The sequence below is a fragment of the Paraburkholderia sp. J69-1 genome, assembly GCF_905220255.1.
Lineage (GTDB): Bacteria > Pseudomonadota > Gammaproteobacteria > Burkholderiales > Burkholderiaceae > Paraburkholderia.
Genome location: NZ_CAJMZG010000042.1, coordinates 1 through 22,390 on the forward strand (window position 1 = coordinate 1; position 22,390 = coordinate 22,390).

At 64.7% G+C, this 22,390-nt stretch carries 17 protein-coding genes; 11 read left to right on the plus strand and 6 right to left on the minus strand.

The annotated features are described in order from the left end of the window. The first annotated feature begins 175 nt into the window (after window positions 1-175). Window positions 176-430, plus strand: coding sequence for an RNA-binding protein (locus U5A67_RS39405; protein WP_321818649.1), 255 nt, complete (start codon window positions 176-178; stop codon window positions 428-430). A 65-nt stretch (window positions 431-495) separates the two neighbouring features. On the opposite strand, the gene U5A67_RS39410 is transcribed toward U5A67_RS39405, so the two are convergent. Next, window positions 496-2,568, minus strand: coding sequence for a glycoside hydrolase family 28 protein (locus U5A67_RS39410; protein ID WP_321818650.1), 2,073 nt, complete (start codon window positions 2,566-2,568; stop codon window positions 496-498). A gap of 530 nt (window positions 2,569-3,098) precedes the next feature. On the opposite strand from U5A67_RS39410, the gene U5A67_RS39415 reads away from it, so the two are divergent. The 6 genes from U5A67_RS39415 to U5A67_RS39440 all read left to right on the plus strand — a co-directional run bounded on the left by U5A67_RS39415 (window position 3,099) and on the right by U5A67_RS39440 (window position 13,812). Beyond that, window positions 3,099-4,970, plus strand: coding sequence for a DUF2138 family protein (locus U5A67_RS39415; protein WP_321818651.1), 1,872 nt, complete (start codon window positions 3,099-3,101; stop codon window positions 4,968-4,970). A 2-nt stretch (window positions 4,971-4,972) separates the two neighbouring features. After that, entirely contained in the window at window positions 4,973-5,650 is a 678-nt protein-coding gene (locus tag U5A67_RS39420) for a DUF1175 domain-containing protein (protein ID WP_321818652.1), read from the plus strand. Window positions 5,651-5,658: 8 nt separating this feature from the next. Next, on the plus strand, window positions 5,659-10,401 hold the full coding sequence (locus U5A67_RS39425; protein ID WP_321818653.1) for an alpha-2-macroglobulin: 4,743 nt from the start codon (window positions 5,659-5,661) through the stop codon (window positions 10,399-10,401). Window positions 10,402-10,444: 43 nt separating this feature from the next. Further along, complete coding sequence (locus U5A67_RS39430) at window positions 10,445-12,109, plus strand: DUF2300 domain-containing protein (protein WP_321818669.1); 1,665 nt, start codon at window positions 10,445-10,447, stop codon at window positions 12,107-12,109. 69 nt (window positions 12,110-12,178) lie between these two features. Next, entirely contained in the window at window positions 12,179-12,973 is a 795-nt protein-coding gene (locus U5A67_RS39435) for a YfaP family protein (RefSeq protein ID WP_321818670.1), read from the plus strand. Between the two features lie 38 nt (window positions 12,974-13,011). Continuing rightward, the gene (locus tag U5A67_RS39440; protein ID WP_321818654.1) at window positions 13,012-13,812 is read left to right on the plus strand and encodes a YfaP family protein; all 801 of its coding nucleotides are present in this window, start codon (window positions 13,012-13,014) and stop codon (window positions 13,810-13,812) included. A 26-nt stretch (window positions 13,813-13,838) separates the two neighbouring features. Here U5A67_RS39440 and U5A67_RS39445 read toward each other — a convergent pair whose 3' ends face one another. Next, a complete protein-coding gene (locus U5A67_RS39445) occupies window positions 13,839-14,672 on the minus strand; it encodes an isocitrate lyase/phosphoenolpyruvate mutase family protein (protein WP_321818655.1) in 834 nt (277 codons plus the stop codon). A 208-nt stretch (window positions 14,673-14,880) separates the two neighbouring features. Between U5A67_RS39445 and U5A67_RS39450 the strand changes: the two genes are divergently transcribed. Together U5A67_RS39450 and U5A67_RS39455 are read left to right on the plus strand one after the other, a co-directional pair. Then, on the plus strand, window positions 14,881-15,885 hold the full coding sequence (locus U5A67_RS39450; RefSeq protein ID WP_321818671.1) for a LacI family DNA-binding transcriptional regulator: 1,005 nt from the start codon (window positions 14,881-14,883) through the stop codon (window positions 15,883-15,885). A gap of 177 nt (window positions 15,886-16,062) precedes the next feature. Next, window positions 16,063-17,847 carry an IlvD/Edd family dehydratase gene (locus tag U5A67_RS39455; RefSeq protein ID WP_321818656.1) on the plus strand — a complete coding sequence of 595 codons (1,785 nt, stop codon included), beginning with the start codon at window positions 16,063-16,065 and terminating at the stop codon, window positions 17,845-17,847. A gap of 8 nt (window positions 17,848-17,855) precedes the next feature. Here U5A67_RS39455 and U5A67_RS39460 read toward each other — a convergent pair whose 3' ends face one another. After that, entirely contained in the window at window positions 17,856-18,602 is a 747-nt protein-coding gene (locus tag U5A67_RS39460; RefSeq protein ID WP_205987696.1) for an IclR family transcriptional regulator, read from the minus strand. Between the two features lie 152 nt (window positions 18,603-18,754). Between U5A67_RS39460 and U5A67_RS39465 the strand changes: the two genes are divergently transcribed. Beyond that, the gene (locus U5A67_RS39465) at window positions 18,755-19,948 is read left to right on the plus strand and encodes a fumarylacetoacetate hydrolase family protein (protein ID WP_321818657.1); all 1,194 of its coding nucleotides are present in this window, start codon (window positions 18,755-18,757) and stop codon (window positions 19,946-19,948) included. 17 nt (window positions 19,949-19,965) lie between these two features. Here the strand turns inward: U5A67_RS39465 and U5A67_RS39470 are convergent, their stop codons facing one another. Together U5A67_RS39470 and U5A67_RS39475 are read right to left on the minus strand one after the other, a co-directional pair. Continuing rightward, window positions 19,966-20,199 (minus strand): hypothetical protein, encoded by a 234-nt coding sequence (locus U5A67_RS39470; protein WP_205987708.1) that lies wholly within the window; start codon window positions 20,197-20,199, stop codon window positions 19,966-19,968. Between the two features lie 62 nt (window positions 20,200-20,261). Continuing rightward, on the minus strand, window positions 20,262-20,726 hold the full coding sequence (locus tag U5A67_RS39475; RefSeq protein ID WP_321818658.1) for an Lrp/AsnC family transcriptional regulator: 465 nt from the start codon (window positions 20,724-20,726) through the stop codon (window positions 20,262-20,264). A 136-nt stretch (window positions 20,727-20,862) separates the two neighbouring features. Between U5A67_RS39475 and U5A67_RS39480 the strand changes: the two genes are divergently transcribed. After that, window positions 20,863-21,489: a LysE family translocator gene (locus tag U5A67_RS39480; RefSeq protein ID WP_321818659.1), complete on the plus strand. Its 627-nt coding sequence runs from the start codon at window positions 20,863-20,865 to the stop codon at window positions 21,487-21,489. A gap of 104 nt (window positions 21,490-21,593) precedes the next feature. Here the strand turns inward: U5A67_RS39480 and U5A67_RS39485 are convergent, their stop codons facing one another. Further along, entirely contained in the window at window positions 21,594-22,106 is a 513-nt protein-coding gene (locus U5A67_RS39485; protein ID WP_321818660.1) for a DUF1993 domain-containing protein, read from the minus strand. Between the last annotated feature and the right edge of the window lie 284 nt (window positions 22,107-22,390).

Consider the following 22,390-nt stretch of genomic DNA (forward strand, 5'->3'; position numbering starts at 1 on the left):
CAAGCGAGAACCGGGGTTCTGGCGTTTACGCATTCAAAAACCAGCAACTGCGCGACATCAAAATCCCAGCCATCTCTGGGCACATTTCAGGACGTCATGCTGCGCCGCACATTATCATGAGCTGCGAAGCGCCGATATCGAACGCCTGATCTCATCACTCAAACAGAGGTGTGCCATGGCTGAACTGCTGCTCGGAAACGTCGAAGAGAATATTCCCGACGAGGAAATCAACGTCTTTTTGCAGAAGTACGGCTTCCCGCCGTATGACGAGATTCAGCGCATCGAAGGTGCCGGGCGCCCAGCCGCCTTGCTGCGCTACACCCACCTCAGCGACGAAGTGCTGCGCACGCTACAGGCGCGTATCCACAATATCTTCTGGCACAACCGCACCATCAGCGCGCAGGTCGTACCCGTGCGCGAAGTCGATTAGATGCGGCAATCGAAATCACCGCGCCCGGTCACCAACCGGGCGCGATGACATTAGCTAACCAGCACTTAGCCCACCAGCGAAGTGTTGTACGTCGTCCCGCCGATCACCACATTGCTCAACGTAATCGCATTTACGTTGTTCACGTAAATCGGCCCCGGATTGGTTGCCGATGCCGTGCCGCTGCACACCGGCGTTCCCAGATTGCAATTCGAGATCGTCACGGCGCTGATGGGCGGCACAGTCGGCGTGGGTGCTGGACCGTTGTAGTCCGCAGCAACCGGGCCTTGAGCGACGATCGCCTGAAAGCACGAAGCCGTCGTGCTTCCCGATGTCACATTGCTGGCCGTCACGTTCGAAATATTGATGTTCTTCACCACCGGCGGGCTGATGCGAACCGCATCGCCGGCAGGGCTGTAGTCGCAATCGAAGGTGATCAGACCGCCTTGCGACGCCGCCGGATTCGAACCCGACGAGCTCGTCGTACCCACCGGAACCGACGCCGTAATCGGGCTCCCCGCGATCATATTGTTCGACCCATACCCCTTGCCGACGAGCGTAACGCCATTCGGCAGCGTCACGCCATCGATCCAGACGTCCTGCACCGCACCGCCGCGATTCATATTCGTCTTGATCCGAATGGCGATATTGAGCGGATTCGTCGCCCAATTCTCGTTGAGCATGTTCAGATTGCGCGCATAGATATTCTGGACTCCTGCACTCATTTCGCTGCCCAGCGTCAGGCCGCCGTGGCCGCTGTTCATCGTGCAATTCTGAATCACGTGATTCTGTGCGGGACCATATTCCGTGTCGTTCGCCTTGCCAGACTTGATCGCGATACAGTCATCACCGGTATTGAATTTCACGCCATCGGCGAGCACGTAATTGCAGGCATCGGGATCGAAACCATCGTTGTTCGGGCCGATACTGTCCGCGAAAACCCCTTGAATTACGACGTTTTTGCAGTCGGTTGGATGGTGCTGCCAGAACGGCGTGTTTTGCGTGTGATAGTTCTGCATCAACACATTGGTACAGCCGATGAATTCCACCATACACGGCCGCAGGTAATGCCCATTGCCGAAAATGCGCTGCTCGACAGCCACGCCCAGTTCGGCCAAGGCGGGCAAATAGTTTTGATCCTGCGCCCACGACGTGCCCGTATCGAGCAGCGGCAACAGCGTTGCTGCATCGGGGTTCGTCATTGCCGAACTGCTGAGCGATGTGAGCGCCGCATTGTTCGGATTCACATACGCCTGCGATGGTGTCGATGAACCGGCACAACCATACGCGCCACTCGTGCCTTTGAAGGTCCACCAGCAAAACGACGCCGTCGTGCCGTTGGCCTGCGCGGGCGTCATCGATTGTCCGTTGAGAATCGACGTATCGCCTTCGCCGGTCAGGCCGATATTTTTCTGCTGATAGGCGTAAACCGGCGAGCCAAAATTCAGGCAGTCGTTAGCCTGCCAGCGCGTCCAGTAGAGATTGCCGTTCGACGTCGTATGCGGGCCGTTCGTGGCGTAGTCGGCGGGATTTGGGCTGAAGTAGATCGTGCAGTTCGCGCTCAGGTGAAAATTGACATTGCTAAGCAGTACGATCGGACCGCCGCAATACCAGTTGCCCGCAGGCACGACCACGCGCCCGCCACCCGCGGCATTGGCGGCAATGATCGCGTTATTGAATGCCGTGTGCGAATCGAACGCCGTGCCGGTCAGCGCGGATGACACCATCTGATCCGCGCCTGGACTGGTGGGCGAGGCGCTCTGGCCGAGCCATGGAATCGCCGGGCTCCATGCCGTCGCCGCAACGACTTGCGTGGTCAGCGGTTGCGCGCCGTAGGCGGTGACCGTGAAGTCCACCGAGGCAAACATCGATGTCGTGATGCCCTGCAACGCATTGATGATCTGCTGCGCCGCGCCCGTGGAACCCCAGATGGGATCGACCGCAACCGGCGTCGTGCCGCCCGCCGACGCAGCCGTCGCCGAACTGTCGCCCACATTGCCGCCGCAGCCGGGCAAGCCGCTCAGCAGCGTCGCACCGGCGGTGGCGCCCGCGAACGCCATGAAACTGCGGCGTCCCGGCGATGCTGGCGTGCCGGCTGTGCCGATCGGGTTGAAGCGCGAGTCGTTCTTTTGCGTTGTCATGGATGTCGCCTCCTGTTTGTCTCGTGAACTTGTTCTTCTGTGCCGCGTGCGCGGCGTGCCTGCCGTAAGCCGTAAGGATCGGCAGGTTTTGGACAGGAATTGTTGTTAGACAAGATGTAGCTTGTCAAGCTACATGGCCCAGGTAATGACCCTGATTGGACAAGTTGATTGACGACATCGGCGACCCAGATCGAAGCGGAATTCATCTGAAGACACGGATTTGCGCATAGGCGCAACAAATCAGACAAATACCGATAGACGTATTTTTTACGTATTAACTGAGTGTATTCAAAACGATTCGGTAATTACGGGATTCATTAATTTTGAATAATCAATACGCATAGTCCTAATTGTCGAAAAGCTAGAAACCGTCATGTTGCTAAAACAGCTTTTAGGGTAGTATTCGTGCCTGCCGGAAATAGCCGATCTCGGAAATTAAAGCGGTACGCGGCAAATAAACGGCCACGCGCAAGCGGTAAAGCGCGCTGGTGCAAGAGAAGACCAATATCAATTCCAGGGCGTTTGATCCCATGAAGTTAACGCGCAAAAAGGCCGCGCTAACCGTTGCGGTTTTAATCGTTGCGCTGGTCGCCATTCAGGCGATTTGGCGACCATTCGGCGGCAAAGGAGCATTTCGCTCTCACGAAGCCGCATTCGATATTCGATATCCCGACGCAATCATCGACAGTGCCGCGCTTTCGCGTCTGCCGCGCGACATGATTCGCGTGCCGCTGCTGCATGCCTTGCTCACGCGCGATTTCGTCGACTATTACGAATCGAATGCCGCGCGTCTGTCGGCGGAAGGCGCCGTGCGGCGGCTCGCGTTCGAACACGATCTCGACTGGCGCGACGAACTGATCAAACGCGTCTTCGACGAACCCTCGCGTGTACTGCTCTGGCGCTCGCCCGACGGCCGGCTCGGCTACTGGGTCATGACGATGCACCGCAACGGTCTCGCCAAGCTGATGCAGGCCGTTGGCAATGTGGCGGCCGGCGATACGCAACTCAGCCAGGCGGCCACGCTTTCCGGCGGCGTGCCCGTGTATGCGCTCAAGCTCGCGGTCGGCCACACGCTGCTGTTCGCCGCGAAGGACGATCGCCTCGTGGTGATGTCGGAGCCGGGCATTCTGCTCGATGCGGATGGCAAGACCATCGGCGATCGCGCATCGGCGCTCGGCAAGATGCTCGACGATGGCGGCGCGGACGCCCTGCATACCTACCGCCTCGACGACACGCCCGCCGGTTTCAACGGCCATCGCCTGATCGTCTCGGTCAACTATCTGTCGTTCGGTTATCAGGCCTTTTTCTCGGGCGTGAACGCGGTGCGTTTCGACTTCGCCGCATCGGGCAAGAACGCCGGCGATGCCGACGCGAGCGGCGCATGGAGCACGGCCGCGCTGATCGATCCGGCCCACTTGCCGCAGCACTGGGATAGCGCCGATCTCTGGCGCGCGCTGCCCGCCAACGCCGCCGCTTGCGCGAGCCTGCCGGTGGACTGGAGCGACGCCGCCGATCTGTTCGACAAACTCGGCGACGGCGAACAGGCTGCATCGAAGATCGTGCGCGACAGCTTCGCCGGTCCCGCAGGCGTGTGCTGGTACGCGAAATCGACGCTGGTTGCGCCGGTGTTCGTCGCGCGTCTGAAGCCGCAAGCCGCGCAGGACGCAACGCAACTCGCCGCCATCAAGACGGCGCTCGCGGGCGTATTCGGCGACGCCATCGGCGCATACGAAGCGAAGGCGGGCAATGAAGCGGGTTATCGCCGCCTGCCGGTGAAGACGAGCGAACCGGCAGCGGGCGTCACGCTCTGGACGCGTGCCGTCAGCGCGCGTTCGGGCACGGCGCAAAGCGCGGGCTCGTCGTACGCGGCGCAGCTTTCGGCGCCGCGCTATTTCCCGGTCACGCTCGCGCTTGCGCACGGCTACGTGGTGTTCTCGCCGGATGCGCGCCTCGTGGACGACACGCTCGCCGTGCTCGACAAGCGCTATCCGGCCATCGCCGATACGCTCGCGCCGCAGCGCCTTGCGACCACCATGGTGTCGATCACGCCGGGCACTTCGGCGGCCCTCATCGAGCGCGAAGCGGGCCGCGCGCTACCCGCCGATCAGGAAGCGATCTTCCTCAACGCCGCGCGCACGCATCTGCTGCCGAAGCTGCACGCGGTCGCGAGCTATCCGCCGCTGGCCTTGAGCTTGCCGGACTCCCTGCCGTCTTCGCTGGGCTGGGTGCCGGTCGAATGGCATTTCGAGGCGCGCGCGAGTGCGTCGCCGCGCGGCGATGCGGCGGCGGGGCGTCCGCTCGGTGCGGGTCCGAAAAACACGGACGACGACACCACCGCCGCACCCGCGAGCCCGGACGCGCAAGCCGCCCAGCCAGCCCAACCCGGCACGGGCGACGACTGACCATGCGCCGCCGGTTTCTTCAACGCTGCGCGGCTGCGCTGGGCCTCGCGCTCGTGCGTCCCGCGTGGGCGCTCATGCCGACCCAGGCCGCGCCCGATCCCGATGCGCTCACGCCCGAGCAATCGGCGATCTTTCGCGCGTGGTTCGTGCGTATCGTCGATCAGCAGATGCGCAGCGGCCCCACGCCGCGCTGGACCCAGCGCGACTGCGCGGGCCTCGTGCGCTTCGCCGCCATGGAAGCGCTGCGCGAGCACGACGCGCGCTGGCTCAAGGCGAACGGCATGAATGGCGTCGCCGATGCAAGCCGCCTGCCGCCCGAGTTGCAGTTGAACGCGCAGCAGCGCGCGCTGGCGAGCCGCTGGACCCGCATCGACGGCAGCGTGGGCGCCTATGCCTCGGCGATCGCGCTGATTCAACGCAACAGCCGCTTCGTTTCGCGCGACGTCAATCAGGCCTTGCCGGGCGATCTGCTGTTCTTCGATCAAGGCGACGACCAGCATCTGATGATCTGGCTCGACCGCTACATCGCTTATCACACGGGCACCGTCACACCGACCGATAGCGGTCTGCGTGCCGTCGCCGTTTCCGACCTGATGCAATGGAAAGATTCCCGCTGGCAGCCGTTCGACGGCAATCCGAACTTCGTCGGTGTGTTTCGTTTCGCGTTCCTGACGCCATGAGTGCCGCCATGCAACGTCTCCTCGTTTCCCTGTTCGCCATTCTGATGCTGCTCGGCGCGGGTCTCGCGCCCGCCTGGGCCGACGACGACCCCGCGCAGCAGAACATCGACGCCAACCCCACGCTGGGCGCGCCCAATCCGAGCAACTACGACAGCCAGACCGTACAAGGCCAGCCGTTCTTCCTGCTCTCCGATGCGAGTTACGGCAGCAACCAGCTCGCGCAGGTGCGTCTGGAAGCGCCGGGCCGCGAATACCAGTCGGAGCTAGAAGGCTACGGCGGCGCGGATATCGTGGTCTACAAGGTGCCGAATCCGCTCGCGTTCCTGAAGGCGCAGAAGAATCTGCATCGTCTGAATATCAAGCCGAATTACCAGGGCGAAGGCCTTGCGAACACGCTCGCGTATCTCTGGGACCGCTGGCTCAGCGACGCGCGCCGCGCCTGGCAGCGCGTGCTGTCGTTCGCGACGCGCAGCAAGGTCACGGAAGCGAAGCCCGAATTCAAGCTCGGCGATCAGGTGAGCGCGCCCACGCATTTCGAGCCCGAGTCGCATTTCGCGCCGCTGCGCGGCTATGACCTCGTGACGCGTTTCCGCTATCCGATCTGGAATGCGAAGACGATCCAGCCGCCCAAGGGCGTCAATCTGGCAGGCAGCAGCAGCAACTTTGTCGAGGCATCGTCGGGCAACGTGATGATTCCGGTCGGCAAACTGCCGCCGGGCCTCTATCTCGTCGAGGCGATGATCGGAAACTACCGCGCGCATACGCTGCTGTTCGTTTCCGATACGGTCGCCGTGGTGAAGGCGGCGTCGAGCGGCATGCTCGTGTGGACCACGCGCCGCGATAACGGCAAACCGGTGCCCAATACCGAAGTCAACTGGACCGACGGCGTAGGCGTGCTGCAAAGCGGCTCGACCGGCGCGGACGGCGCGCTCGTGCTCGATCACGTTTCGCCCGAGCGCAGCTATGTGATCGGCAGCGATCCGCAGGGCGGGGTTTTCGTCTCGGAAAACTTCTATTACGACAGCGAGATCTACAACACCAAGATCTATTCGGTCACGGATCGTCCGCTTTATCGGCCAGGCGATACGGTGCACGTGAAGTTCATCGGCCGCACGTTCCAGAGCGCGAACCAGTCGACGGCGCCCGCCGCCGCGCAACTCAAGCTCGATGTCGTCGATCCGAACGGCGCGCCCATCGCCACGCGCAACGTGGATTTCGCGTCGGAAACCGGCGGCGAAACCACCTTCACCTTGCCGACCACGGCGCAGGGCGGCGGCTACACGCTGCGCTTCGACTACAACGGCGATACCTACGGCGGCGCCTTCCGCGTGGCGGATTACGTGAAGCCGCACTTCGACGTCAATCTCACGATGGACAAGTCCGATTACGCGACCGGCGACACGCCCAAGGGCAAGATCGCGCTGCGTTACCCGGACGGCAAACCGGTGAAGGACGGCAAGGTGTCGGTGACCTTGCGCGCGCAGAAAGTCGCGATCGTCGATGGCGAACTGCGTTACTCGGGTCTCTTTCCGGTGAAGCTCGAACAGCAGGAACTGGAAACCGATAGCGACGGCAACGCCACGCTCACGCTGCCCGCCGCGAAGGAGCCGAGCCGCTACGCGCTCACGCTGTTCGCACGCGACGGCGCGGCGTATCGCGTGCGTGTGACGCGCGAAGTGCTGATCGCGCGCGGCGCGACGCCGTACCGGCTGAGCACGGCGAAGTCGTTCTCGCAGCCGCACGAGAGCGTGACGTTCACGCTCGCCGCGCTGGCGAATAACACCACCGGCACGAACGCGCCCACGCCGCACAAGCCCGCGAAGTGGGAATGGACGCGCCTCGAATCGCAGACCAAAACCGAAGGCACGCTGCCCGCAGCGGGCGCGGACGGCCGCGTGAGTTTCCCGCTGCAATTCGACCAGCCCGGCTCGTACATGCTGTCGGTGAAGGACGATGCAGGCAATCTGCTCGCGGCGGCCAGCCACTGGGTCGCGGGCGACGGCCTCAAGGCGATCCCGGGCAGCGTCGAGATCGTGTTCGATCGCGATCACTACCAGATCGGCGATACGGCCGAAGCGCTCATCACCTTCCCGTATGCCGTGGACGACGCGCTGCTCACGCTCGAACGCGACAAGGTCGAAGCGCGCGCGCTGCTCTCGAAGGGCGCGGACTGGCTGAGCCTCACGCGCGTCGCGCCGACGCAATGGAAGGCGCGTATCAAGGTCGGCCCGGAATTCGCGCCGAACATGACGTTCTCGGTGCTCTACGTGCACGACGGCGAGTACGTGTTCCAGAACGCGGGCATCGTGGTCGCCAAACCGTCGATCGATCTGAGCGTCAAGAGCGACAAGCCGGTGTATCAGCCCGGCGAAACCGTCACGCTCGATCTCGGCAGCGCGCTGGCCGGCAAGCCCTTGCCCGCGCATCTGACCGTGAGCGTGGTCGACGAAATGGTCTATGTGCTGCAGCCGGAAATCGCGCCGGACATTTCCGACTTCTTCTATCACCCGCGCCGCAACAACGTGCGTACGACGTCGAGCCTGTCGTTCATCACCTACGACCTGGCGCTTTCGGCGATGCGCGGCGCGCCGGGCGGCCCGCAACGCGGCCAGTACAACGAGCGCGGCGTGAAGGTGCTGGAGCGTCCGCGTCGCGACGATATCGACACGGCAGCATGGCAAGCCGATCTGCAAACCGATGCGAGCGGGCACGCCCGCATGACCTTCCGCATGCCCGATGCGCTCGCGCGCTGGCGCGTCACCGTGCGCGCGATTTCGGCGGACGGGACGGTGGGGCAGCGCACGGCCTATGTGCGTTCGGACAAACCGCTCTATCTGAAGTGGAGCGGCCCGTCGAGCTTCCGTAGCGGCGACCAGCCCGTGATCGACATGATCGCGTTCAATCAGGGCAACGCCGACGTGGACGCGCAATGGACCGTGAGCGGCGCGGGTCTTGCGGTCGACCGCAAGGTCACGCTCAAGCCGGGCGCGAACTATCTGGCCTTGCCGCGCGTGGCGCTCACGCCGGGTCTTGTCGATGCGAGCGTGCGCGTGAACGGCAAGGAACTCGATCATCTGCAGACCACGGTGAAGCTGGGCGCGCCGGGCTGGCTCGATCTGCGCGAAGTGCCGGTGACGCTCGACGCGAATCCGAAGCCGCTCGCGCTTGCGCCCGATGCGCAGGACGTGCGCGTGCGACTCGTGTCGAACGGCACGAGCCAGTTCGCGCGCGTGGCCGACGATCTCATCGAGTATCCGTACGGTTGCGCCGAGCAGACCTCGAGCCGCCTGATTCCGCTCGCCCTGGCGCACGACGTGCTGGGCCGCGATGCCGATGGCGCCGCGCCGCAAAGCACGACGCAGGGCATCGAAGCGCGCCTGCGCAACCAGCGTCAGCGTCTTGCGCTGCTCGCGGGCATCAACGGCGCATTCGGCTGGTGGGGCGATACCACGGGCGGCAGCGCGTTCATCACGGCCTACGCGTATTACGCGGACTGGCTCGCGAGCCGCAGCCTCGGCATCACGCTGCCGGACAGCAACTGGCAGCACGCGCTCGACGTCTATCGCGACGAAGCTGCGAAGGAGCCCTTGCTGCATCGCGCGCTCGCGCTCTGGCTGCTGCAGCAGATGGGCCTGCCGGTCGCGACGCCGGTGTCGGGCGTGGCGGGTCAGCTCGCGCAACAGACATCGGCGATGTTCGATCAGCAAACCAAGGCATCGCGCGATAACTACGGTGTCGAAGACAGCCTCGTGTTCGCCGCGCCGGATTCGCCGCGCGGCTTGCAGGCGGCGGCGATCCTCACGGCCTACACGGCGCACGCGACCAACGCGAGTCTGCCCGAAGGCTTCGAGCCGCTGGCCGCGCGCGCCCGCGCCGCGCTGATGACGAACCCCACGCCGCTGATCCAGAGCCTGCTGGCGATGGCCGGCGACGCCGGCACGCCGGTCGATGCGAACGCCGTGCTCGCACAAAGCAGCGCGTCGTACCCGACCGTCGACCGCGCACTCACGCTGCTGTGGCTGCGCAAGGCGATGGCGGGTTCGCGCAGCGGCGATGCCGCGCAACCCTTGCCCGCGTTGCAGGGCAGCGGCTGGGCGCGCACGACTTCGCCCACGGGCGCGAGCCTCTGGAAGTGGACGGGCACGGCGTTGCCGACGTCGCTCGACGTGGGTTCGGCACGCCCGGACGTGGCCGCGCTGGTCTCGTACCGCAGCCGCGCGGTGCAGCAAAGCCGACTGCCCGTGAAGATCGAGCGCACCTTCTATCGACTTGATCCGATCGCGCCGAAATCCGACGCCGACAAGGCCGAAGGTCACTTCATGTTCTCCGCGCATCGCGTGAAAGCGGGCGACGCGATCGACAGCAACGCGCTTTACGTCGATGAAGTCACGCTCACGCCGCAGGATCAGGCGGCGCTGCACTACGGTCTGCTCGACGTGCCGCTGCCGCCGGGCGGCTCGGTCGAAGCGACGAGCTGGGGCGTGAGCATCGACGGTCTGCCGGGTCCGGGCGAAGGCGGTAGCGGTCCGCAGCCGTTCGCGCGCGCGGCCAGCTATGAAATGGGCGATCTCAGCTATCACCAGCCTGTGCCTTTGCTCGATCGTCCGGTGTCGCTGCGCCAGCTTGTGCGTTTCGCGCTGCCGGGCACCTTCACGATGCCGCCGGCGCGCTACTTCCGCATGTATCAGCCGGAGCAGAAGGCGTATCAGGGCGGCAGCAGCGACCGCATGGTCACGCTGCGCATCGAGTGAGGCGAAGGTGAGGGCGCGTCTTTGCGGTCGACTCGTGACGTGGCTGCTTGCGCTGGCTTGCGCAAGCGCCGCCGCGAGCGCGCATGCCGAAGGCGCGGCGTTGCGCTTCGCGTGGCTGCGCGACGGCACTGCGCGTCTGTGGACCTTCGATACCGCGAGCGAAACCGTTCCTCCCGGCGCGGGCGAAGCGCTCCCGGCGACGCTCGACACGCAACTCGGCAGCGTCTGGAAGCTGTTCGTCTACGCGTACCTGGTGGATCGGCAAATTCCCGCGCCCGACTATCAATGCGAAGGCGGCGACCGCGAAGAGGTGTACTGCTGCATGACGGGCGGCCACATCGACCGCGATCGCGCGCTGGTGCAGTCATGCGGACTGTTCTTCGAGCCGCACCGTCTGCAACTCGATCCGGCCGGCTGGCGCCAATACTGGCGCGCGCGTAAAGCGCCTGCGTGGCTGCAGGATCTCTACGCGCTGAAGCCGGCCAGGCGCGTGCGCGTGGCGGATCTGCTCGCGGCCTTGCAGTCGATTCCATCGCATGCGCGCGACGACACCGGCAACACGCTGGTTTCGGTCGTCACGAGCGGGCGCGGCGAGGGCACGGTGTCGCTGTACGGCAGCTTGCTGCGCGCGAAAACCTGGACGATGCCGGATGCGTCGGGCGGCTACGAAGGCGGCGCAGCGGGCTGGCTCGCCGATGGCACGCCGGTCTGGATGGGCGGGCGCGGCGGCAGCGTGCGCGTGCTGGCGGCCGCCGCGCCGCGCATCGCGCCGCTGGTCGCGCAAACGACGGTCGCGGACGATCGCGCCTGCGTGAGCGTCGAATTTTTCTCGCGTTACCCCATCCGCAATGTCTTCGATACGCGCGCGGGCGGGCGTGCAGTGCCAGCTGGCCTGCTCGACGGCACCTTCAGCGTGGCATTCGAAAACGGCAATTCGTTGCCGATCGAAAGTCATGGCGATATGCGCCTCGATCGCGCCGACGACGGCAAGCTGCACATCGTCGGGCGCTTTGGCATGAACGACTACATCGCGCGCGTGGTCGAGCGCGAAGGCGACACGGCGCAGCCGCAGGCGGCGCGCGCGCTCGCCGTGGCGGCGCGCAGCTATCTCGTGCAGAACGCCGGGCGCGAGCGCGGCTGCTACGAGATCGACGACAGCAGCCGCGCGCAGCGTGTGTTGCCGCGTGCGCCGCGCGCCGCGTCGCGCAATGCCGCCGATTTCACCGACGGCCTCGTGCTCGCGGGCGTGCCCGTGCAGTTCCATCACGACAAGGCGGCGCCGGGGCAGATGAGCTGGCTCGACGCCAAAGCCGCCGCGCAACGCGGCCTGACGTTCGACGCGATTCTCGCGCGCACCTGGCCGCAAGCCACGCTCACCTCGTTCGCGAGTCCGTTGGCGGGCGACTGCGAACCGGTGATGGGCGCGCGCGACTGGCTGGGCCGCGAGGCGCCGCTCTGGGCGCGGCGTCTGGCCGGCGAGCCAGGTTATGAAGAACCCGAACTACCGGCGGTGTGCGAAGTCACCTCGGGCCGTCCGTATGCCGATGCCGGGCGCAATCGCGTCTATATCCGCCGTCTGCGCTCCGACGACGACCGCATCGCGCTCACGCATGAATATCTGCATCTCGCTTTCGCGCATCATCCGCGCGGACAGGATGAGACGTTCATCGAGCAGACCGCGCGCAAGCTGATTCTCACAGGAAGTTGAATGACGATGAAACCGTTCGCGCAAGCGCTCACTTTCGCCACGACGCTGGCCTGCGTCGGCGCGTTGTCGATGGCCAGCGGCAATGCGCTGGCGGCCGGTGACGGCCAGGATAAGCCGGATAGCGGCGGCACGCTCGCCCGCATCACGGGCGCGTTCAACGGCTGGCGTCACAGCGGCCTCACGAACGAAGGCGAGCAGTATGTTGCGGCGTATCCGCGTCCGCCCGTCGATCGCGGCTCGCAGCGCTTTCGCACGCTGATCGAAGGTCAGTTGAAGCACGTCGATCCGCATGCGCGCCGTCCGCCCACGCTCGTCATCAACGGCAATGCCACGCCGCTTTACACCGACGAGCAAGGCTGGTTCGCGCGTCCCTGGGCGTTCGGCGCGGGCTCGAACAGCATCGAGATCATTTCGCCGGACGGCACGAAGCATCAGCGCATGCAGTTCTACGAGGCCGATCGCACCAAGCCGCAGGCCAAACTGCGCGCGATCGTGACGTGGGACGATCCGCACGCGCAGGTCGATCTGCATGTGATTACGCCGGACGGCTTGCACGCGTTCTTCGCGAACCCGACGCTGGAAGACGGCAGTGGTTTCGATGTCGATTCCGTCGATGGCGCGGGTCCGGGGATTTTTTCGTCGGCGGCGCCCGAGCATGGAACCTGGCTATTCTTCCTGAATTACTGGGGCAATTTCGATTCGACCGGCTATAACTTCGACGCCCATGCGCACGACCGCGAAGTCATCACCGCAACGCTTACGCTCGTGTTCAACGAGAACACGCCGAACGAGCGCCGCGAAACGCGCGTGGTGCCGCTGCGCAAGATCGGCGATCTGTTGCTCGTGAAGAGCGAGCAGCTATAAACACGCAACGGCAAACCGGCCCACGAAGGCGAACCCACATGAAAGCGATCCCGCTCAAACAACGTCCCGCGCGCCACGGCCTGGCCGCTGTTGCGCTTGCGATCTGCGCGGGCGCGGCGCACGCCGACACCATCGACTTCGCTGCGCCACTGAACGGCTGGCGCAATTCGGCCGGCGACGAAGCGCGTTACACGCAGGATGTCCACTATCCGGCGGTGGCGGTGAGCACGCCCGAAGGCCAGAGCGCGAACGCGCTGATCGCCGGGCAGATCAAGGCGGCGCCGAAAGCGAAGGCGGGGACGTCGGTGGGCACGCTGGTCGTGAACGGCACGCCGATGCCGCAGCGCATCGAAGAAGATGGCACGTTCTCGCGGCCGTTTGCGTTCGGCGCGGGCAGCAATAGCGTCGAGTTGCGCACCCAGGACGGCACGAAAAAGCGCGTGCAGTTCTACGATGCCTACGCGAACAAGACGCACGCGCGCCTGCGCATCGTGCTCGCCTGGGACACCGACGGCACCGACCTCGACCTGCATGTGGTGTCGCCCGACGGCGTGCACACGTTCTACGCCGATCGCGTGGCGCCCAACGGCGGCGCGCTCGACGTGGACGTGACGACCGGCTACGGTCCCGAAATCTATTCGAGCGCCGCGCCGCTGCACGGCACGTATCTGGTCTACGTGAACTACTACGGCAGCGGCAACAGCGGCAGCGACATGACGGTGGCGCAGATCACCATCATCACCGACGAAGGCACGCCGAACGAGAAGAGCGAAACGATCCGCGCACCGATGCGCAAGGCCGGCGAACTGACGCTCGTGAAGCGCTTCACGATTCCCTGATTTCCTGAGCGCTCACGAGCGCGTTCTCACTGCGCTTTGCCGAACAGATCGTTGAGCGCATGGCCAGGCGCGGCGTCGATAAAACCATCGAAGCGGCCTTCCTTGAGCGTTTCCACCGCGCGGATAAATCCGCCCCACGCCGCGCGCGCCAGCGCGCCGCCGACGCTCACGCGCCGCACGCCCAGCGCCGCGAGTTCTGGCACCGTAAACGCCGATACCGATCCCACCAGCACATTCACCGGCTTCGGCGCGACGGCGGCCACGACCGCCTCGATCTGTTCGCGCGTGTGCAGGCCCGGCGCGTAGAGACAGTCCGCGCCTGCATCCGCGTACGCCTTGAGGCGTGCGATGGCATCGGCGAGATCGGGCACGCCCGCGACGAAGTTCTCCGCCCGGCCGATCAGCAAGGTATTGCCGCCGCGCGCGTCGATGGCGCTGCGCGCGGCCTTCATGCGTTCGACGGCGACGTGCAGCGGCAGGAGCGGCGCGTCGTCGTTGCCGGTGGAGTCTTCGATGGAAAGCCCGGCGATGCCGGTATCGACCGCGAGTCCCACGCTTTCGGCCACGCCCGCCGCGTCGGCGCCGAAGCCGCTTTCGAAGTCGGCGTTGACTGGCAGATTCGTCGCCGCCACGATGTCGCGCAGATGGGCCAGCACGGCATCGCGCGAGACGTGGTTGTCGGCGTGAGCGTGCGACCACGCGAAACCCGAACTCGTCGTCGCGAGCGCCTTGAAGCCGGCGCTTTCCAGATAGCGGGCGCTGCCTGCGTCCCATGGATTCGGCAATACGAAGCAGCCCGAAGCATGCAGGGCGCGGAACGCGGCGCGTTTTTCCGCGACGCTGCGGGGCGTGGTGGGCATGGCGTGTCTCCTGAACGTGTTGGGTGCATGAAGAGGCAGCGTGCATTGTGCGCCAGCACGCGCCGTCGTGCTTCAGCCGTGCGTGAATCGCGATGGCCGCCGGCGCGGACGAGGCCCGCGCCGCTGCCGCTATCATATGCACTGTTCACACTTCGACACGTTTGCCCCGATGGTCAAGACACCCGCACCGAAATCCACGCCGCCGCGCATGTCCGATGTCGCCGAACTCGCCGGGGTATCGAAGATGACGGTTTCGCGCGTGCTGGCGGGCCGCAGCGCCTCGGAAGCCACGCGTGCGCGTGTGCAGCGCGCCATCGACGAACTCGGCTATGTGGCCGATGCGGCGGCGGGCGCGTTGTCGTCGGGGCGCTCGTCGTTTGTCGCCGTGCTGGTGCCGTCGATGTCGAGCTCGAACTTCTCGGACACCGTGAGCGGCCTGACCGCCGTGCTGGAGGCGCAAGGGCTCGAACTGCTGATCGGCGATACCGATTATTCGCTGGAGCGCGAAGAGCGCCTCGTGCGCCAGATGCTGCGACACCAGCCGCGCTGCATCGCGCTGACCGGCTCGCAGCACACGGAGGCCACGCGCGCGCTGCTCGAACGCTCGGGCGTGCCGGTCGTCGAAATGTGGGATCAGCCTGCGCATCCGATCGATATGAGTGTGGGCTTTTCGAACGTGAGCGCGGCGCGCGAAATGGTGCGCTATCTGGCGGGCAAGGGGCACAAACGCATCGCGTTTATCGGCGGGGCGAGCGAGCTGGACTGGCGCGGCCTCGACCGCCTCAAGGGCTATCAGCAGGAAATGAAGGCGCTTGGGCTGGGCGAGCCGCGTGTGGTGCGCCGCGGCGATTCGCCGATCACGATGAGCCACGGCGCGCCCGCGCTGGCCGCGCTGCTCGAACGCTGGCCCGATACCGAGGCGGTGATGTGCGTGAGCGATATGTCGGCGTTCGGCGCGATCATGGAATGCCAGCGGCGCGGCATCGCGGTGCCGGGCCAGATCGCGGTGGCGGGCTTCGGCAATTTCGAAATTGCGGCTTGCTGCCATCCGGCCATCACGACGGTTTCCGTCGATGCCTACGGGATCGGGCGGCGCGCGGGCGAAGCGCTGCTCGGCGCGCTGGCCGCGGAGGACAGCGAGAGCGGGGCGCACGCGCGGCGCACCGTGAAGACGCGTATTCACTACAGCGTGGTCGAGCGCGAGAGCGCCTGAGCGCCTGAGCGCGTGTAAAAAGCAGGCTTTCTATCCCCTTTCGGATGTCGTAGTCACCCTGGCTGCGCGCTGCATTTGCCGCGTGCTAGTATCGAAATGTTATCGGTAACATTTCGATATGTGTAAGCCATAGATCAGATGCAGCAGATCAATCGGATGAGACAGGAGACACGCATCATGGTCCAAACGCCAGCACGCCGCCTGCGCAGCCAGGCATGGTTCGACGATCCCGCGCACGCGGACATGACCGCGCTCTACGTCGAGCGCTTCATGAATTACGGTCTCACGCGCGAAGAGTTGCAGTCTGGGCGGCCGATTATCGGCATCGCGCAGACGGGCAGCGATCTCGCGCCCTGCAATCGCCATCACATTGCGCTCGCGGAGCGCGTCAAAGCAGGCATTCGCGACGCAGGCGGCATTCCGATGGAGTTTCCCGTGCATCCGCTCGCGGAGCAGAGCCGCCGTCCCACGGCCGCGCTCGACCGCAACCTTGCCTATCTCGGGCTGGTGGAAATCCTGCACGGCTTTCCGCTCGATGGCGTGGTGCTGACGACCGGTTGCGACAAGACCACGCCGGCCTGTCTGATGGCGGCAGCCACCGTCGATCTGCCCGCCATCGTCCTGTCGGGCGGCCCGATGCTCGACGGCTGGCACGAAGGCAAGCGCGTCGGTTCCGGCACGGTCATCTGGCATGCGCGCAATCTGCTGGCGGCGGGCGAAATCGATTACGAAGGTTTTATGGCGCTCACCACGGCGTCGTCGCCGTCGATCGGGCATTGCAACACCATGGGCACGGCGCTGTCGATGAATTGCCTCGCCGAAGCGCTGGGCATGTCTTTGCCTGGCTGCGCGAGCATTCCGGCGGCGTACCGCGAGCGCGGACAAATGGCGTATGTCACGGGCAAGCGCAGCGTCGATCTGGTGCGCGAAGATGTGCGGCCGTCGCACATCATGACGCGGGCGGCGTTCGAGAATGCGATCGTGGTGGCGTCGGCGCTGGGCGCATCGACGAATTGCCCGCCGCATCTGATCGCAATCGCGCGTCATATCGGCGTCGATCTCACGCTCGAGGACTGGCAGCGCTTTGGCGAGCCCGTGCCTTTGCTCGCGAATACGATGCCCGCCGGCGAATATCTGGGCGAGAGTTTTCATCGTGCGGGCGGCGTGCCGGCGGTGCTGCGCGAACTCGATCGCGCGGGGCTTGTGCGGCGCGATTGCGCCACGGTTTCGGGCCGCATGACCGGCGAGATTGCCGATGCCGCGCCCGCCGCCGACCGCGACGTGATTCACACCTGCGATGCGCCGCTCATGCATGGCGCGGGTTTCATCGTGCTGTCGGGCAACTTCTTCGATAGCGCGATCATGAAGATGTCGGTGGTGGGCGAGGCGTTTCGCAAGACGTATCTGAGCGAGCCGGGCGCGGAAAATGTGTTCGAAGCGCGCGCCATCGTGTTCGACGGCCCCGAGGACTATCGCGCGCGCATCAACGATCCCGCGTTGAATATCGACGAGCGCTGCATGCTGGTGATACGCGGCTGCGGCACGGTCGGTTATCCGGGCAGCGCAGAAGTGGTGAACATGGCGCCGCCCGCCGAACTCGTGAAGCGCGGCGTGACGTCGCTGCCCTGCATGGGCGACGGGCGGCAGAGCGGCACGTCGGCGAGTCCGTCGATACTCAACATGTCGCCGGAAGCGGCCGTGGGCGGCGGCCTCGCGCTGCTGCGCACGGACGACCGCATCAAGGTCGATCTGAACGCGCGGCGCGTCGAACTGCTGATCGATGCGCAGGAACTGGCGCAGCGTCGCGAGCACGCGGCATTTGACGCGCCGCCTTCGCAAACGCCGTGGCAGGCGCTTTATCGGCAGACTGTGGGCCAGCTATCGACGGGCGGTTGTCTCGAACCGGCCACGCTGTATCTGCGTGTGATCGAGGAGCGCGGCGAGCCGCGTCACTCGCACTGACGCGCGACTTAAAGCGTCTTGCCGATGCGATGTGCCATCTCCACGACGGCGATGGCGATGCGCTTTTCGCGGCGCGCATCGATACGTTCGAGCGGCAGACTCGTGCTCACCGCCACGCGCTTGCCGAGCGCCGTCACGCCTACGAACGCGGCGAAACACGTGAGACCCGCCGTGACTTCCTCGCGCTCGTGCGCGAGTCCCGAACGGCGGATCGCATCGAGCGCGAGCAGCAAATCCTGACGCCGCGTGATCGTATTGGGCGTGATGGCCGGGAGCTGCTTCGGCACGATCGTCATTATTTCGGCATCCGAAAGACTGGCGAGCAATGCTTTACCCAACGCGCAGCAATGGGCGGGCAGGCGCGAGCCAAGATCGGAAATCAGCCGCACCGGGCGGGCCGGATCTTCGCGCGCAATATAGACGACTTCCGTGCCGTCGAGCACGGCAAGTTGCACGACCTCGTTGTGCTTGGCGATAAAGCTTGCGGCTTCGTGGCGGAAGGCGTCGTGCAGCCGGTCGTGGCGCACATACGCGCTGCCCAGTTCGAACAGCGTCACGCCGACGATGTAACCATCCGCGCGCTTTTCGATCCAGCGCCTGCGTTCCAGCGAATCGAGCATCAGATACAGCGTGCTGCGCGATAGCCCGGTTTGCTCCGCAATGACGGCCGCGCGCACGGGCGCCTGCGCGTGCGCGAGAACGTCGAGGATGTCGTGAATGCGCTTGAGCGCGGGCACTTCGTAGGCAGTGGACATGGTGACCTGAGCGTATCGTCGGCTTCCAACAGGTTGGAAATACTAGCATCAGGTTGGACAGCGTGCATGGCCGATCATACGATCGTTGCGCGTTGTCGCTGACATTGCATTACCGCGCTTATTTACTTCAATCACGCAACAGGTTGATGCTCATGACTGAATCGTCCGTTTCCGCTTTCCTGCCCGTCGATCTCGACGATGCCTTGCTGGTCGGCCGCGTGTGGCGGCGCGATGGCGCGCACGAAGGACCGGGCGTGGTTGTCGTGCGTAGCGGCCAGGTGTTCGATATCACGCGCACGGTGGCGACCACGGCGGACCTGTTCGATCGCGCCGATGCCGTCGAGATCGCGCGCCACGCGCCCGGCGAGTTAATCGGCGATGTGACGGATCTGCTCGCGGCGAGCTTGCCCGGCGTGCAGAAAGAAGCCGCTCGCGCGCATCTGCTCGCGCCCTGCGACGTGCAGGCGATCAAGGCTTGCGGCGTGACGTTTGCGGTGAGTCTGCTGGAGCGCGTGATCGAAGAGCAGGCGGGCGGCGACCGCGCGAAGGCGGCACAGGTGCGCGAGACCATCACGGCGCTGATCGGCACGGATCTTTCGGCCATCGAACCGGGTTCGGACGCCGCCATGCGATTGAAGGACGAGTTGCAGCGTCGCGGTGCGTGGTCGCAATATCTCGAAGTGGGAATTGGTACGGATGCCGAAGTATTTTCGAAATCCCAGCCCATGTCGGCAGTGGGCTTTGGCGCGGATGTGGGTTTGCTGCGTGCTTCGGCATGGAACAACCCGGAACCGGAAATCGTGCTGGCGGTGAATGCGCGCGGAGAAACCGTGGGCGCGACGCTCGGCAACGATGTGAACCTGCGCGATATCGAAGGCCGTTCGGCGCTTTTGCTCGGCAAGTGCAAGGACAATAACGGCTCGTGCGCGATCGGCCCATTCGTGCGCCTGTTCGACGGGCGCTTCACGATGGATTCGGTACGCGCGGCAAGCGTTTCGCTACGCGTGGACGGCGCGGACGATCATTTCGTGCTCGATGGCGTGAGCCACATGCGCGAAATCAGCCGCGATCCGCTGCAACTCGTCGCGCAGACTTGCGGCACGCATCATCAATACCCGGACGGCTTCATGCTGTTTCTCGGCACGATGTTCTCGCCGATCCAGGACCGCGACGCGCCGGGCTCCGGCTTCACGCATCACATCGGCGATGTGGTGACGATATCCGCGCCGCAACTGGGTGCGCTCGTCAACACCGTCAAGCTCAGCGACGAGATCGCGCCGTGGACGTTCGGCGTGCGCGCGCTCTACGCGAATCTCGCGGCGCGCGGCATCGCCGTCGCTGGCTGAACGGCGCGACGCGACGCTTAACGGTTGCCGTCGAGCAGATCGTTGAGCAGTTCGTCGAACGCGGCCTGGGCGTCTTCAAGTTCCTGCAGGGCGGCGTCGAAAGTCTGCAGCGCGAACTGCGACGGGCGGCCTTCGCCCTGCGGCGGGAATTGCGTCTGCAGCGACGTGAAGGCGGATTTGACGCGTTGCGTGGCGTTCAGCACGCGGTCCATCGCGGCCGCTTCTTCGGCGCGCGCCTGTTCGGGGGGCAATGCTTGGGTCATCGAAAACTCCAGTGTGTTCCAGTTTGTAGTGGCTAGCCGCAAGGCGGCGTTCAGGATAGCGGCAATCCGCCTTCGGATTTCACTTCGCGCATCGACAGCGCCGATTCCACCGACGTGACGCCCGGCAGGCTGCGCAATTCGTCGCGCATGAAGTTGCCGTAATCGTCGAGATCGCGCGCGACGATCATCAGAATATAGTCCGCCGTGCCGGCAACGTTGTAGCAGGAGAGAATCCGCTCGATTGCGCAGACTTCGCGCTCGAAACGGTCGGCCAGCGCGCGGTCGTGCACCGCAAAGCGCACCGACACATAGGCGACCACGCCATAGCCGAGCGCGCGGCGCGACAGCATCGCGCGGTAGCGCTCGATATAGCCGTCCTGCTCCAGCCGCTTGAGGCGGCGCGCGCAGGGCGTTTCGCTCAAACCGACCGTTTCCGCGAGGCGCGCATTGGGCATCCGGCCATCGGCCTGCAAAGCGCCGAGGATGGCGCGATCGAGTTTGTCGAGGTCGCTCATGAGCGTGAGTGCTTTTCCTGTTCGGATGCGTGAATTTTAGAGCATTCCACTCGATGTCGAAGTTTTCGCTACCCAATGCGCCATAAATCGCTCCTGATTTAGCGGCAACATAGAGCCTCTTCCAGTCGAGGCCATCATGATTTCCGCCCACCTGTTGTTGATGTTCATTGCCGCACTGATCGTCGTTTGCGCACTGCCTGGCGCGGATATGGCGCTGGTGATGCAAACCAGCATGAGCCGCGGCGCGCGGCGGGGTTTTGCGGCGGCTTGCGGGCTTGGGCTGGCGCGCGCGACGCATGTGACGCTGTCGGGGTGCGGGCTGGCGGCGTTGCTGCACAACGCGCCGTGGCTCTACGAAGTGGTGCGCTATGTGGGCGCGATTTACCTGACCTGGATTGCCGTGCAGATTTTCCGCGCGCCGGTTTTCGCGCTGCCGCAAGCGGATGGCGTGGCCGTGGAACGCCCGTTACGCGCGGATTTCCTCAAAGGCTTGCTGACCAATCTGCTCAACCCGAAGGCGTTGCTGTTCTGCTCGGTGCTGCTGCCGCAGTTCATTCGCCCGGATCTGGGTTCGGTCTGGCTGCAGGTGATCGAACTGGGCATTGTGCTGGTGATCGTCTGCGCGCTGTTCGATGTTCTTTATGTGCTCGGGGCGGCGCGCATTGCCGTCTGGCTGCGCCGCCATCCGCTCGCGCAGACCGTGCAGAAGTGGGCGTTCTCTTCCGCGTTGATCGGCTTCGCGGTGCGTCTTTCGCTCGACTGAGCCGGCGCTATCACACATTTTTTCCCGCATTTTTCGCGCAGTTTTTCCGCAGCGGCCGCCCCGGTCTTCGGACCCAGGTGGCCGCTGCAGCTTCGCGCCGCGCCTTAGTTCGGGCGGCCGCCCAGATAGTCGAGCTTGCCGAGTTCTACGCCGTTATGGCGCAGGATGTCGTAGGCCGTGGTCACATGAAAGAAGAAGTTGGGCAGCACGAAGCCCAGCAGATAGCTTTGACCCGTGAAGTCGATCGGGCCCGTGCGCATCTTCAGCGTGATGCTCTTGTCTTCCGTACCGTCGATCTGTTCCGGCTTGAAGGTCTTCAGATAGTCGATGGTCTTCTGGATGCGCGTGTGCAGGTCGTCGAAGCTCACTTCCACGTCGTCGAACTTCGGCGCGTCCACGCCCGCGAGACGCGCGGCGCAACCCTTGGCGGTATCCGTGGCGATATGGATCTGGCGCGCGAGCGGCAGCATGTCGGGGAAAAGCCGTGCACCGGTCAGCACCGAAGGGTCGATCTGCTTCTCGGCCGCGTGCGCCTGCGCCTTGCCGATGATGTTCTGCAGGTTGGCGAGACCGTGCACGAGCACGGGCACCGAGGCTTGATACATGGTGATGGACATGGGGATTCCTCGTTTCCTTGATTTGGGCACGCGTCACTCCACCGGTGCGGAGTTGCAGCGGGCGGACCATTATGCGCCAACGGGTTTACGGCTGCCATTGGCCGAACGGCCGATCTTGCGCATACGCATGGACGTCTGATTTGATATCGCTGCTGGAGCAAGATGAAACGTGTGTTAGAAATTCACAGGCGCCAGAATATTAATCTGGATGCCGAAATAAATTTTCTTTTTCGTGTCGGATGCTTAGCGACGTGATGCCTTTCAGCATGACTGGCCATCCGGCT

Excerpts from the sequence above, each read along its gene's own strand:
- U5A67_RS39405 (WP_321818649.1), top strand. The coding sequence starts at position 176 with ATGGCTGAACTGCTGCTCGGAAACGTCGAAGAGAATATTCCCGACGAG.
- U5A67_RS39410 (WP_321818650.1), bottom strand. The coding sequence starts at position 2,568 with ATGACAACGCAAAAGAACGACTCGCGCTTCAACCCGATCGGCACAGCC.
- U5A67_RS39415 (WP_321818651.1), top strand. The coding sequence starts at position 3,099 with ATGAAGTTAACGCGCAAAAAGGCCGCGCTAACCGTTGCGGTTTTAATC.
- U5A67_RS39420 (WP_321818652.1), top strand. The coding sequence starts at position 4,973 with ATGCGCCGCCGGTTTCTTCAACGCTGCGCGGCTGCGCTGGGCCTCGCG.
- U5A67_RS39425 (WP_321818653.1), top strand. The coding sequence starts at position 5,659 with ATGCAACGTCTCCTCGTTTCCCTGTTCGCCATTCTGATGCTGCTCGGC.
- U5A67_RS39435 (WP_321818670.1), top strand. The coding sequence starts at position 12,179 with ATGGCCAGCGGCAATGCGCTGGCGGCCGGTGACGGCCAGGATAAGCCG.
- U5A67_RS39440 (WP_321818654.1), top strand. The coding sequence starts at position 13,012 with ATGAAAGCGATCCCGCTCAAACAACGTCCCGCGCGCCACGGCCTGGCC.
- U5A67_RS39445 (WP_321818655.1), bottom strand. The coding sequence starts at position 14,672 with ATGCCCACCACGCCCCGCAGCGTCGCGGAAAAACGCGCCGCGTTCCGC.
- U5A67_RS39450 (WP_321818671.1), top strand. The coding sequence starts at position 14,881 with ATGTCCGATGTCGCCGAACTCGCCGGGGTATCGAAGATGACGGTTTCG.
- U5A67_RS39455 (WP_321818656.1), top strand. The coding sequence starts at position 16,063 with ATGGTCCAAACGCCAGCACGCCGCCTGCGCAGCCAGGCATGGTTCGAC.
- U5A67_RS39460 (WP_205987696.1), bottom strand. The coding sequence starts at position 18,602 with ATGTCCACTGCCTACGAAGTGCCCGCGCTCAAGCGCATTCACGACATC.
- U5A67_RS39465 (WP_321818657.1), top strand. The coding sequence starts at position 18,755 with ATGACTGAATCGTCCGTTTCCGCTTTCCTGCCCGTCGATCTCGACGAT.
- U5A67_RS39475 (WP_321818658.1), bottom strand. The coding sequence starts at position 20,726 with ATGAGCGACCTCGACAAACTCGATCGCGCCATCCTCGGCGCTTTGCAG.
- U5A67_RS39480 (WP_321818659.1), top strand. The coding sequence starts at position 20,863 with ATGATTTCCGCCCACCTGTTGTTGATGTTCATTGCCGCACTGATCGTC.
- U5A67_RS39485 (WP_321818660.1), bottom strand. The coding sequence starts at position 22,106 with ATGTCCATCACCATGTATCAAGCCTCGGTGCCCGTGCTCGTGCACGGT.